Here is a 12,261-nt window from a genome sequence, read left to right as displayed (position 1 = left end):
CTTCAGTTTCCGCATCATGAAAACGAAATTGCCCAGTCCGAATGCGCGCATGGCGAGATCATGGCGAACTATTGGATGCACAATGGCTTCCTGGATATGGGCGGCGAGAAGATGTCGAAATCGCTCGGCAATGTCGCCGATCCGATGGAGCTGGCCGAACGCTTCGGCGTCGATCAGCTGCGTTACTTCCTGCTGTCCGAGGTCACCTTCGGCAATGACGGCAGCTACAGCGCGGAGGCGATCGTCGCCCGCTCCAACAGCGATCTTGCCAACAGCTTCGGCAATCTTGCCCAGCGCACCCTGAGCTTCATCGCCAAGAATCTGGAAGGACGTCTGCCTGAACCCGCGCCCCAGCCTATCGACGACGAACTTTTCCAGACGGTCGCCGATGCCGCGCAGACTTTCCAGACAGCCATGGCTGATCTGGCGCCATCCGTCGCGATCGAGGCATGGATGCGTGCGGTATTCGCCAGCAACGCATATATCGACGCGCAGGCGCCCTGGGCACTCCGCAAGACCGATCCGGCGCGCATGGAGGCTGTCCTCGCGACTCTCTACGAAGCGATTGCCAATCTTGCCATCATGATACAGCCGATCATCCCTGCGAGCGCCGCCGCTCTGCTCGACCAGATGGGCATTGCCGGGGAGGAGCGCGGCTATGCGGCGATCGGCAAAGGCGGCTATGCGCGGCTTCGCGGCACCGGCTTTACCCTGGGCACGCCCAAACCGCTTTTCCCGCGCCTCGAACTGCCCGCGGAAGAGGCCTGATACCATGTTGGTCGACAGCCATTGTCATCTGAATTACAAAGGTTTGATCGAAGATCAGCACAATGTGCTTGAACGGGCGCGAAACGCTGGCGTTGGCCTGATGCTCAACATCGCAACGCGCGAAAGCGAGTGGGATGACGTGCTGGGCACGGCGTTACGCGAACCCGATGTCTGGGCTACGGTAGGCATCCACCCCCACGAAGCCGACGAACATCCGCATGTTGACACGACCAAGCTTGTCGAACGCGCCGCCCATCCGCGTGTGGTCGGCATCGGCGAAACCGGCCTGGATTATTATTACGACCATAGCGACCGGGAGCGACAGCAGCGCAGCTTCCGTTCTCACATAGCCGCCAGCCGCGAAACCGGCCTTCCGCTGATCGTCCACACCCGCGATGCGGAAGACGAGACGCTCGCCATCATGCGCGACGAGATGGGGAAGGGGGCCTATGGCGGGGTCATCCACTGCTTCACCGCCAGCGGCGCCTTTGCCGATGCGGCGCTGGAACTGGGCTTTTACATCAGCATTTCCGGCATCGTGACGTTCAAAAATGCCAGGGATTTGCAGGAAACCGCTGCCCGGTTGCCACTGGAGCGGCTGCTGATTGAAACCGATTCCCCCTTTCTCGCACCTGTGCCCCATCGCGGCAAGCCTTGCGAACCCGCCTATGTGGCTGATACGGCCCGCTTTCTCGCGACATTGCGGGGGGAGAGCGTGGAAGAACTCGCCGCCGCGACCTCCGCCAATTTCCGCGCGCTGTTCAGCAAGACCGCATGAGCCTCAAGCTCACCATATTGGGGAGCGGAACCTCTTCCGGCGTGCCGCGGATCGGGAATGACTGGGGCGCCTGCGATCCGAACGAACCGAAAAATCGCCGTACGCGGGCGTCCATCCTTGTTGAAAGTCCGACCACCCGGCTGCTGATCGATACATCGCCGGACATGCGCGCCCAGCTGCTGGCGGCCAACATCATCGATATAGACGCGATCCTGTGGACCCATGACCATGCCGATCACAGTCATGGCATCGACGATGTGCGCCAGCTCTATCACCATCGGGGCGAACCGATCCCGGCCTACGCCCGCGCACAGACGCTCAAGCTGCTGCGGCAGCGGTTCAACTATGCTTTTGAAGGGCGCAACGGTTATCACCCGACGATAGCGCCGCAGGTCCTGCCCGATGGCCTGCGCATCGGCGATATCGACCTTGCCTGCACCGACCAGCCTCATGGCGAGATTTTCTCGACTGGATTCCGCTTTACACATGATGGCCACAGCATAGGATATGCCACTGACTTTCATGAGATGACGCCGGATATGATGGCCCTTTACGATGGCCTTGATATTTGGGTGGTCGACGCATTGCGCGAAAAGCCACACCCAACCCATCCCCATCTGGCATTGACTCTCGATGGAATAGAGGCGCTCCGGCCCAAGCGTGCCATCCTGATCCATATGGACCAGAGCATGGATTATGCGATGCTGCGCAGGACGCTGCCGCAAGGCGTGGAACCCGGATATGACGGTCTGGTCGCCGAACTGGGCGCTGCTGCGGGCGAGGAATAGAGGCTATGGATACCGATCAGGCAATGTCCAGTCTATGGTATGTGCTGGCCCTTGTCCTCGTCGGATCGGCGCTGATCGCGCGGCGGACCCAGTTGAGCGGGCTGTTTCGCATGGCGCTGCTATGGATCGTGATTTTCGCGATCCTGTTGGGCATGTTCAAGGCCGGCGAGAAATTCGGCCTTTTCTCGGGCCGCATGGGCGGCGAAGGGGGGATCATCGCCTCGCCGACGGACCAAGCCCTCTTTCCACTGCCGTCCGCCCGCGCCGATGGGCAGGCATTGCGGATTCCGATTGCCCCCGACGGCCATTATTGGGTCGAGGGTATGGTAAACGGCACGCCCGCACGCTTTCTGATCGACAGCGGCGCCAGCGTGACAGCTCTATCGGTCGGCACGGCCCGCGCATCCGGCCTGAACTTCGATCTGAATGCGCCGGGCATCCCCATGATGACCGCCAACGGCAAGATCGACGCCAAGCGGTCCAGCATCTCTACGCTTGCCGTTGGCCCAATCCGGGCAAGTAACCTCGATATCGTCATTTCGCCGGCCTTTGGGGAGGTGAACGTCATCGGCATGAACATGCTTTCGCGCCTGAAAAGCTGGGGGGTCCAGAATGGCGAAATGGTATTGACCCCATGACGTCAGTGTTGCCAATGCCGGTTTCCGCACCCAGTCAGCGGCAGCGGCTCAAGGCCATTATCGGCGGCTCGACCGGCAATCTGGTCGAATGGTATGACTGGTATGCCTATTCCGCTTTCACCCTCTACTTCGCCCAGCATTTCTTCCCCAGCGGGGATCGCACCGCCCAACTCCTGAGCGCGGCCGGCATTTTCGCAGTCGGCTTTCTGATGCGCCCCATCGGCGCGTGGCTGATGGGCGTTTATGCCGACCGCCATGGGCGCAAAAGTGGCCTGACGCTCTCCGTCGCCCTTATGTGCGCAGGATCACTGCTCATCGCAGTCACGCCATCCTATCAGACCATTGGGGTGGGGGCGCCGCTGCTGCTGATCGTAGCGCGGTTGATGCAAGGCTTGTCCATAGGCGGCGAATATGGTGCGAGCGCGACATATTTGTCCGAAATGGCGGGGCGTAACCGCCGCGGTTTCTACTCCAGCTTCCAATATGTGACGCTTATCGCGGGTCAACTGGTCGCAATCTGCGTATTGCTGCTGTTGCAGGCGATTTTGAGCGAAGCCGAACTGGACGACTGGGGTTGGCGCATTCCCTTTCTGATCGGGGGCGGGCTGGCGGTTGTCGTGTTCTGGCTGCGTCGCGGTCTTTCTGAGACCCAAAGCTATGCCATCGCCAAAGCAGAAGGAGGACCCAAATCCGGCTTTGTTGAGTTGATCACGCGGCATCCGCGCGAAACGCTGACGGTGATGCTGCTGACGGCGGGCGGCACGATCGCCTTTTACGCCTACTCCATCTACATGCAGAAATTCCTGGTCAATACGGCAGGGATGGATAGAGAGACGGCTTCACAAATCAATGGGATAACGCTCTTTATTTTCATGTTGTTGCAACCGGCCGCAGGCGCTCTGTCGGATCGGGTCGGCCGCAAGCCATTGATGATCGGCTTCGGCCTGCTCGGAATGATTGGAACTTATCCGATCTTCGCGACGCTCGCAGTTACCAGAGATCCGATGATCGCAGGTCTGCTGGTCATGGCCGGACTGACTATCGTCACGGGATACACATCGATCAATGCCGTCGTGAAGGCGGAGCTTTTTCCGGCTCATATCCGCGCGCTGGGTGTGGCCTTGCCCTATGCTCTTGCCAACACCTTGTTCGGCGGCACCGCGGAGTTCGTCGCGCTCTGGTTCAAGCAGATGGGCATGGAGCAGGCATTTTATATTTATGTCAGCCTGATGATCGGCGTGTCGCTGATCGTTTATGTCCGCATGCGCGATACGAAACAGCATAGCCGCATTCTGGAGGACTGAGACGGATAGCGACGCACGGCCTCGCGATCGCACGTTGTTTAACATAATATATATTATCGAACTTTTCTCAGGGTGGCCAACGGCTCACTCGGCGCCTATTCCCTTTGCACAGTTCAGCAATCAGGTTACCTCATGTCTTCCAACGCCAAAGCCAGTCCCGCCGATATCATGCCGCTCGCCAATGTAATGGCGCGCCTCCGCGACCCGGAAACTGGCTGTCCATGGGATATCGAACAGAATTTTGCCAGCATCGCACCCTATACGATCGAGGAAGCCTATGAGGTCGCCGATGCCATCGAGCGCGACGATATGGCGGCGCTCCGCGACGAACTGGGCGATCTGCTCCTGCAGGTCGCCTTCCATAGCCGCATGGCCGAACAAAGCGGTCATTTCATGCTTCAGGATGTGATAGACGGCATCACCGAAAAGATGATCCGGCGTCATCCGCATGTCTTTGGTGAAGGCGCGCGAAGGGAAGACGGCCATGCTCAATGGGAAGCGATAAAGGCCGCCGAACGGGCGGATAAGGAACCTGATCCAAGCGCTCTCGCTGGGGTCGCCATTGCCCTTCCGGCCCTGCTGCGCGCGGAAAAGCTCCAGAAACGCGCGGCCCGGACCGGTTTCGACTGGCCCGACATCGGCGGCGTCATGGCTAAGATCGAGGAAGAGCTGGATGAGGTGCGCGCCGCTCATTCGCGGGCGGAACAGGAGGAGGAAATCGGCGATCTTCTCTTCGCCATCGTCAACCTTGCCCGCCATATGAAGGTGGATCCGGAGGTTGCCCTGCGCGCCGCCAATCGCAAATTCGATACCCGATTCCGGGCAATGGAGGATATGGCGGGGGTCGGCTTCACCGAACTGTCGCTCGATGAAAAGGAAGGCCTGTGGCAACGCGCCAAGCAGCAGCTGAAAAATCCTAATCCGGTCTGTCGCGGCGGGGGATCATGACGCCGTATCGAGACTTCTGGAAATGCATCGCCTTCTTTAGGACTTAACCGCCCCGCCGAGTGAGAAACCGCGCCAGCGCGGAGTCCGACAGCCGGACGTCGACCAGCATATCGCTACCTTCGGCGCGGCTGCAGGCCACTTCGCCATGCTCGTGCAGCCATGCCATCGCTGCGCCATCGGACAGCGGCACGCGCAAATGGTGCATCTGCGCTCCGGCAGTCAATCGGGAACTGATCATGCGCTGCAGACCGTCCACTCCTTCACCGGTCAAGGCGGACAGGATTACGACATCGTTGCGCCGCGCCGCAGTTTCCCGTGCGAGTTCTGCCGCTTCCTCGTCCAGCAGGTCGAGCTTGTTCCACGCCTCTATGATCGGTGGAGGCTCGGCCCCCGCTCCCGCTTCCGAAGCGCCCTCTCCTGCGACACCCAGTTCATTGAGCACGTCCATGACGTCATCGCGCTGCGCGTCGGTATCGGGATGCGCGATATCGCGAACATGGACGATGAGGTCAGCAGACAGAACCTCTTCCAGAGTCGCCCGGAAAGCTGCAATCAGTTGCGTCGGCAGATCGGACACAAAGCCCACCGTGTCCGACAGAATAGCCTTGTCCAGTCCCGGCAGGGCGATCTGGCGCATGGTCGGATCGAGCGTGGCAAACAGCAGGTCTTCGGCCATCACGTCAGCGCCGGTCAGCCGGTTGAACAGGGTCGACTTGCCGGCATTGGTATAGCCAACCAGAGCGATGACAGGCCATGGCGCTCTCTGCCGCCGGGCGCGATGCAGGCCCCGCGTCTTGGTCACCTGATCCAGTTCGCGGCGGATCTTCGCCATCCGGTCGCGGATCATGCGACGGTCGGCCTCGATCTGCGTTTCGCCGGGTCCGCCCAGAAAGCCGAAGCCGCCGCGTTGCCGCTCAAGGTGGGTCCAACTCCGCACCAATCGGCCCGCCTGATAATCGAGATGCGCAAGTTCGACCTGCAGGCGTCCTTCGTTGGTCGCTGCGCGTTCGCCAAAAATTTCGAGGATCAGGCCCGTCCGGTCGATGACCTTGGTTTCGGTCACCTTTTCCAGATTGCTTTGCTGCACGGGGCTGAGCGCATTGTCTACAATCAGCAGTTCGGCTTCTTCCATCCGGGCCAGCGCCGCGATCTGGTCCACCTGTCCACTGCCGAACAGCGTCGCGGGCTTGCGATCGCGCACGCGGAAGGCCTGAGCCGCCCGAACGTCAATGCCGATGGCAAGGGCAAGCCCCCTCGCCTCCTCCAGCCGCGCATCGCTGTCGCGACGCTCAGGGCCGTGTATGTCTGCCCGCACGATAATGGCCCGCGCACCACGGGAAACTTCGTCAGCGGAGTCTCTGTTGAAAACAGCCATGGGTGCTTAACGCTTCTGCCCCCGGCCCGCTTCATCAGAAACCGGGCCGGGATAAGAAAAGGCGATCAATCCTCACCCTCGCCTTCGCCGGTGAGGTCCAGCGCGTGCAGCGGCTGCACCGTCGATATCGCATGCTTGTAGACGAGCTGGACCATGCCGTCACGCTCCAGCAGCATGCAGAAGAGATCAAAGGCGGCGATTTCGCCCTGCAACATGACCCCGTTGACGAGGAACATCGTGACCGGGCTACCGGACTTGCGCACCGCGGTCAGGAAGATTTCCTGAAGCAATTTCGACTTGCCGTTTCCGTCGCTTGCCTTGCGCAAATCGGTCAAATCCATCGACGCGGCCGGCATGACGGTGGAAATCGCATGCTTGTAGACCAGTTGCGACTGGCCGTCCCGCCGCAGCAGTACGGAAAAATTGTCGAACCAGGTGATGATACCCTGCAACTTCACGCCCTTGACCAGGAACATGGTCACTGGGGTCTTGCTCTTGCGCAGGCTGTTCAGGAAGATGTCTTGAAGGTTATTCACTTTGTCGGCCATGGTCTTCACCGGTCCTTTATTGGCGGGACGTTACCCGCTCTCGCACCCTTAAGCAGGGTGTCTTGCCTGCTCCCGCCTGTCGGAAGCATGGGGAACCTACCGCAATTGCGAAGAGCCGTCCATGCCCTGATTGCGGTAGGGGCATTCAGCCTGCCTCAACCGTCCTTCCCATCCGTGATACCCAACAGCTTCAGCTTCCGGTGGAGAGCGGAGCGTTCCATGCCGATAAAGGTGGCGGTGCGGGAAATATTGCCGGAAAAACGCCGGATCTGGATACGCAGATATTCGCGCTCGAAGCTCTCCCGTGCCTCGCGCAGCGGCGCACCCATGATGGCGGACTGGCCCATCCCCTCCGAACTACCGTTGCTGGTGAGTTCGGCGGGCAGCATGTCCAGCTCGATCCGACCGATCCGCTCACCCGGCGCCAGAATCATCGTACGTTCAATGACATTGCGGAGCTGACGGACATTGCCCGGCCACTCATTGGCCTGAAGCGCCGCCATCGCGTCGCTCGCAATTTCGGGCGGCGGGACCCGCCGCTCGGCGGCGAAACGCGCCAGATAATGTTCGACCAGCGGCGGAATGTCGTCGCGCCGTTCCGCAAGCGGCGGAATGACCAGCGGTACGACGTTCAGCCGATAGAAGAGATCCTCGCGGAAACGGCGTTCCTCGATTTCAGTCGCAAGGTTCAGTGCGGTCGAAGAAATGACGCGCACATCCACCTTGACCTGCCGCTGTCCCCCGACGCGCGTGAAGCTCTGGTCAGTCAGCACGCGCAGGATCTTGGCCTGGGTAGTGAGCGGCATGTCGGCAATTTCGTCGAGATAGAGCGTGCCGCCATGCGCCTGCTCCAGATAACCGGGGCGCACCAGCCCGCTCGGGTCCTCGACGCCGAACAGTTCCTCCTCGACGCGGTCCGGGTCCATGCGGGCAGCCGCGACGATGATGAAAGGCGCATCCGCCCGTCCGCTCCAGCTATGCAGCATGCGCGCGGCGACTTCCTTGCCCACGCCCGCGGGGCCTGAAATCAGCACGCGGCTACCAGTGCCCGCGACCTTCTTGATGGTTGCACGCACGGCGTTGATCGCGGCCGACGTACCGGTCAGCTCATCATCCTGGCCGAAACGGGCGCGGAGCACCTGATTTTCGCGCCGCAGCCTTTCTGTCTCGGTCGCCCGCGATACCAGATGCAGCAGCCGGTCGGCCTCGAACGGCTTTTCGATGAAATCGGCCGCTCCCTTGCGGATGGCGGCAACGGCGGTGTCGATATTGCCATGGCCGGAAATCATCAGCACCGGAATGGTCGGGTCTCGCCGTTTGATTTCGTCCAGAAGTTCCAGACCGTCCAGTTTGGATCCCTGCAACCAGACGTCGAGCAACACCAGCGATGGCCGCCGCGCGTCCAGCGCCTCGATTGCGCTGTCGCTGTTGGCGGCCGTTCGGGTGCTGAACCCCTCGTCCTCGAGCACGCCCGCGACCAGGTCGCGGATGTCCTCTTCATCGTCGACTATCAGAATATCAAGCGCCATTGGCCGTCACTTTTCCAGTCGTTTTGCCATGGGGCAAGGCGATCACCTGCCCCTCTTCCAGTTTTTCAAGCGCCGCGATCGGGAAGCGCAGCGTCACGCGAGCGCCTCCCCCCGGAGCATCGTCGAAGCGGATTTCGCCCATATGTTCCTCGACAATCTTCTTGACGATTGCGAGGCCCAAACCCGTCCCTTTGGTCCGGGTGGTCATATAGGGTTCCAGTATGCGCTCGCGCTCGGGCGGCAGGCCGATGCCGTCGTCCTGCACCTCGATCAGCAGATGGAGGTCGTCCCGCTGAACAGTCATGCGCACATGACCGCGCACATCATCAGCCGCTGCTTTCGGCTCGATCGCCTCGACCGCGTTCTTGACGATGTTGGTAAGAGCCTGCCCCAACTGCCGCCGGTCGCAAACCAGTTCGATATCGCCATCGGCGGAACGATATTCGAAACGGATATCGGGATGCGCGACTTCATGCAGGAACAGCGCGTGGCGGGCGATATCATCCACCCTTTCGCGCCGGAACACCGGCTTCGGCATGCGCGCGAAGGACGAGAATTCATCCACGATCCGCCGCAAGTCGCCGACCTGCCGCACGATGGTTCCGGTCAGGCGGGTGAAGGTCGCCCTGTCGCTGGTGACCTCTTCGGAATAGCGCCGTTGCAGCCGTTCCGCGGCCAACTGGATGGGCGTCAGCGGGTTCTTGATTTCGTGCGCGATCCGGCGGGCCACGTCGGACCAGGCCGCGCGCCGCTGGTCCGACAGTTGCTGCGTAATATCGTCGAACGTCAGGATGTGGCGGGACGCATCTTCCGACACCTTGACCGCCAGCGTGCGCACATCGCCATTGGTCCGGATCTGGACGATCCCGCCCCCCTCCTCCGACTGCAGCAACTCGGCCAGTTCGGGCGACACGTCCGTCAGCGGACGCCCGACCGGATCGTCGCCCTCGCGCACCAGAATGGCCGCGGCGGAACTGTTCAGCAGCAAAATGATGCCGTCCCGATCGACGGACAGCACGCCCGCCGAGACGCCTGAAAGAATGGCCTCACTGAACGCGCGGCGCTCATCCAACTGGCTGTTCGCGGCGACAAGCGCGCCGGTCTGGGCCTCAAGCCGCTGGGTCATCCGGTTGAAGGCCGACGCCAGCGTGCCGATCTCGTCACGCGCCTGGGGGCTGGTCACGCGGGCGGACAGGTCGCCCGCCGTGATCCTGCGCGCCGCCATCACCAGTTCATTGACCGGCCGGACCATCCAGTCGGCCACCTTGAGCGCGATATAGACCGCCACGCCCACCAGCAGCAGCGACCCTACGAACAGCATAATGTTGAAGCGCAGTTGCAAGGCGCGGGACTGGGCCGCAAAAATGTCGTAATCCGACAACACCTTTTGGGCGCGCTCGACATTGCTGAAAGCCGTCGAACCGGAGTCGCGTGTGGCGTAGAGATAGATTTTCGCGTCGGGATACAGGAGCGTGACCGCTTCGATCTGATTGGGCTTTGCCGCCACCACGACATTCTCGCCCGCCTCCAGCCGCTTCATCACGTCCGGCGTGAGCATTTCAGATGCAGGCCGGCTGTCCGGATCGACCGTCGCCGCGGTGCGCGCTACCCCGTCCTTGCCGACCTCAATGATGGCGGAGCGGTTCAGCTTCCGCGTCACGACCTGATAGATATAGCCCTCGGCAAAGCGCGGGCTGGAAACTTTGGACTGGGTCAGATAATCGCGCAGATCGCTTGCCATGGTAGTGGTTTCATCCCCGACCTCGCGCAGATTCTGCTCATAATAGCCCCGCGCCAGATCGCTTGCATTTTGCAGCATCCCGCGTGCGCTGTCGGAAAACCAGAACTGCACCCCATATTGGAACAGCAGCGAGGCGAAGATCACCACCAGCAGCATCGGCACGCTGGCAACGATCGAGAAAATCGCGACCAGCCGGACATGCAACTGGCCGTCGCTGCCGATGGCCGATTGGGCCGCCCGCCGTTTCGCCACCCGCCGCCCGAGCAGCACCAGCAACGCGATGGCGGGGACCAGATTGGCCACCAGAAGCAGAGCGACGATGGGTGGCGTCAGCAGCGTGTAGCTTTGCCCCTGTCCGCTGAGCAGAAAATAGGTAATCCCCGCCATCCCCAGAAACAGGATCAGCGTGACCGCCTCTACCAACACTGCCAGACGACGGCGCAGGAAGGGCGGGAAATGTCTTTTCCAGGCCCGGCCACGCACCGGGAGAGTCACTGCGCCTTCCATAGTGACCTAGTTACAACATTAATGTGCCCGATCAAACACAGTAATTGAGCGGCATGCGCCTTCGATCGGAAAGCGCTTTCGCTTCGTCCCGCCGCTTCAGTCGCCAATGCGCAGCTGCATGGGATCAAGGCCATAATCGGTCAGTTTCTTGCGCAACGTGTTTCGATTGATGCCCAGCAAGCCAGCAGCCCGGATCTGATTCCCATCCACGCTGGCCAGAGTTTCCTGAAACAGGATGGGTTCCACGACCGCCAGCAGATCATCATGCAAGCTGCGGTTGGGTTGGCTGAGACCAATCCCCAATTGCCGCTTCGCCCATTCCCGCACCGCCTGACCCAGCATGTCCGCAGGTGCTGTATAATCGGCGGGCACGGCCTCCAGCGGCAGGCTGTTGCGCAGCATATCCGCGGTGATCACATTTTCGCGGCTGAGGACGGCCAATCGCTGCATGAGATTCTGCAACTCGCGCACATTGCCCGGCCAATGGTAGACCATCAGCAACTGGGCCGCCTCTTCGGACAGGGATTTCCTCGGCAACCCCTCCTGCGCCGCCCGGTCCAGAAAATGGCGGGCCAGCAGGATGACGTCTTCCCGCCGTTCGCGCAGCGCGATCGGCACCACATTCAGCCGATAATAGAGATCCTGCCGGAAACGATTTTCCTCGATCAGCCGGGGCAGATCCTTGTTGGTCGCTGCGATGATGCGAACATTGACCTTGACCGACTTGGACCCACCAACGGTGGTCACTTCACCCGATTGCAACACGCGCAGCAACCGGGTCTGCGCCTCCATCGGCATATCGCCGATTTCGTCGAGGAACAGCGTGCCGCCCTGCGCCTGCTCGAACTTGCCCGCCGTGCGCGCGTGGGCGCCGGTGAACGCGCCCTTTTCATAACCGAACAGTTCCGCCTCGATCAGCTCTCGCGGGATGGCCGCCATGTTGATCGGAACGAAAGGCTTGGTCCGCCGCTGCCCCAGGCTGTGGATAGCCTCGGCCACCAGTTCCTTGCCCGTGCCGGATTCGCCCAGAACCAATATGCTGAGGTCATTGGACAGCACGCGGGCGATAGTCCTGTAAACCTCCTGCATCGCGGGCGAACGTCCCACCAGCGGCAGGCCATCATGAGGCAAGCCCGCATCTGCCGCGCCCTCATCGGCATCCTTTCCTGAGCCGAGCGCATCGGACACGGCCCGCGTCAGTTCATTGAGGTCGAAGGGCTTGGGCAGATATTCAAAGGCGCCCTTTTCCGTGGCGCGGATCGCGGTGTTGAGCGTATTCTGCGCGGACAGGATGATGACGCTGAGCGCGGACCGCCGCTCCAATATGTCGGCGATGC

General features: G+C 61.3%; 11 protein-coding genes. 6 read left to right on the top strand and 5 right to left on the bottom strand.

Features of this window, described 5'->3' with window-relative positions:
* From ACFC3J_RS19530 to mazG, 6 genes are all read left to right on the top strand, one after another.
* Nucleotides 1–768, top strand: a 768-nt coding sequence (locus ACFC3J_RS19530) for a class I tRNA ligase family protein (protein WP_375197719.1), incomplete at its 5' end; no start/stop codon positions are given.
* Between the two features lie 4 nt (nt 769–772).
* Nucleotides 773–1,546, top strand: coding sequence for a TatD family hydrolase (locus ACFC3J_RS19525; RefSeq protein WP_375197718.1), 774 nt, complete (start codon nt 773–775; stop codon nt 1,544–1,546).
* Nucleotides 1,543–2,334: an MBL fold metallo-hydrolase gene (locus tag ACFC3J_RS19520; protein ID WP_375197717.1), complete on the top strand. Its 792-nt coding sequence runs from the start codon at nt 1,543–1,545 to the stop codon at nt 2,332–2,334. The genes ACFC3J_RS19525 and ACFC3J_RS19520 overlap by 4 nt, the downstream gene beginning before the upstream one ends.
* A gap of 5 nt (nt 2,335–2,339) precedes the next feature.
* Nucleotides 2,340–2,972 carry a TIGR02281 family clan AA aspartic protease gene (locus ACFC3J_RS19515; RefSeq protein WP_375197716.1) on the top strand — a complete coding sequence of 211 codons (633 nt, stop codon included), beginning with the start codon at nt 2,340–2,342 and terminating at the stop codon, nt 2,970–2,972.
* Nucleotides 2,969–4,276 (top strand): MFS transporter, encoded by a 1,308-nt coding sequence (locus ACFC3J_RS19510; protein ID WP_375197715.1) that lies wholly within the window; start codon nt 2,969–2,971, stop codon nt 4,274–4,276. Before ACFC3J_RS19515 ends, ACFC3J_RS19510 begins: the two co-directional genes overlap by 4 nt.
* Before the next feature lie 132 nt (nt 4,277–4,408).
* Nucleotides 4,409–5,224: a nucleoside triphosphate pyrophosphohydrolase gene (gene mazG / locus ACFC3J_RS19505; RefSeq protein WP_375197714.1), complete on the top strand. Its 816-nt coding sequence runs from the start codon at nt 4,409–4,411 to the stop codon at nt 5,222–5,224.
* Nucleotides 5,225–5,267: 43 nt separating this feature from the next.
* On the opposite strand, the gene hflX is transcribed toward mazG, so the two are convergent.
* The 5 genes from hflX to ACFC3J_RS19480 all read right to left on the bottom strand — a co-directional run.
* Complete coding sequence (gene hflX / locus ACFC3J_RS19500) at nt 5,268–6,599, bottom strand: GTPase HflX (protein WP_375197713.1); 1,332 nt, start codon at nt 6,597–6,599, stop codon at nt 5,268–5,270.
* Nucleotides 6,600–6,664: 65 nt separating this feature from the next.
* Nucleotides 6,665–7,147, bottom strand: coding sequence for an RNA chaperone Hfq (gene hfq / locus ACFC3J_RS19495; protein ID WP_375197712.1), 483 nt, complete (start codon nt 7,145–7,147; stop codon nt 6,665–6,667).
* 155 nt (nt 7,148–7,302) lie between these two features.
* A complete protein-coding gene (locus ACFC3J_RS19490) occupies nt 7,303–8,676 on the bottom strand; it encodes a sigma-54-dependent transcriptional regulator (RefSeq protein ID WP_375197711.1) in 1,374 nt (457 codons plus the stop codon).
* Entirely contained in the window at nt 8,666–10,924 is a 2,259-nt protein-coding gene (locus ACFC3J_RS19485) for an ATP-binding protein (RefSeq protein WP_375197710.1), read from the bottom strand. The genes ACFC3J_RS19490 and ACFC3J_RS19485 overlap by 11 nt, the downstream gene beginning before the upstream one ends.
* A gap of 96 nt (nt 10,925–11,020) precedes the next feature.
* A partial coding sequence (locus tag ACFC3J_RS19480) for a sigma 54-interacting transcriptional regulator (RefSeq protein WP_375197709.1) occupies nt 11,021–12,261 on the bottom strand: 1,241 nt, incomplete at its 5' end.

The sequence above is a fragment of the Sphingobium sp. genome (assembly GCF_041987595.1).
In the GTDB taxonomy this organism is placed as follows: Bacteria; Pseudomonadota; Alphaproteobacteria; order Sphingomonadales; family Sphingomonadaceae; genus Sphingobium.
The sequence above is the reverse complement of the archived record's forward strand: the minus strand, read 5'-3'. Positions and strand labels throughout refer to the sequence as shown.

Excerpts from the sequence above, each read along its gene's own strand:
- ACFC3J_RS19520 (WP_375197717.1), top strand. The coding sequence starts at position 1,543 with ATGAGCCTCAAGCTCACCATATTGGGGAGCGGAACCTCTTCCGGCGTG.
- ACFC3J_RS19515 (WP_375197716.1), top strand. The coding sequence starts at position 2,340 with ATGGATACCGATCAGGCAATGTCCAGTCTATGGTATGTGCTGGCCCTT.
- ACFC3J_RS19510 (WP_375197715.1), top strand. The coding sequence starts at position 2,969 with ATGACGTCAGTGTTGCCAATGCCGGTTTCCGCACCCAGTCAGCGGCAG.
- ACFC3J_RS19525 (WP_375197718.1), top strand. The coding sequence starts at position 773 with ATGTTGGTCGACAGCCATTGTCATCTGAATTACAAAGGTTTGATCGAA.
- ACFC3J_RS19485 (WP_375197710.1), bottom strand. The coding sequence starts at position 10,924 with ATGGAAGGCGCAGTGACTCTCCCGGTGCGTGGCCGGGCCTGGAAAAGA.
- mazG (WP_375197714.1), top strand. The coding sequence starts at position 4,409 with ATGTCTTCCAACGCCAAAGCCAGTCCCGCCGATATCATGCCGCTCGCC.
- hflX (WP_375197713.1), bottom strand. The coding sequence starts at position 6,599 with ATGGCTGTTTTCAACAGAGACTCCGCTGACGAAGTTTCCCGTGGTGCG.
- ACFC3J_RS19490 (WP_375197711.1), bottom strand. The coding sequence starts at position 8,676 with ATGGCGCTTGATATTCTGATAGTCGACGATGAAGAGGACATCCGCGAC.
- hfq (WP_375197712.1), bottom strand. The coding sequence starts at position 7,147 with ATGGCCGACAAAGTGAATAACCTTCAAGACATCTTCCTGAACAGCCTG.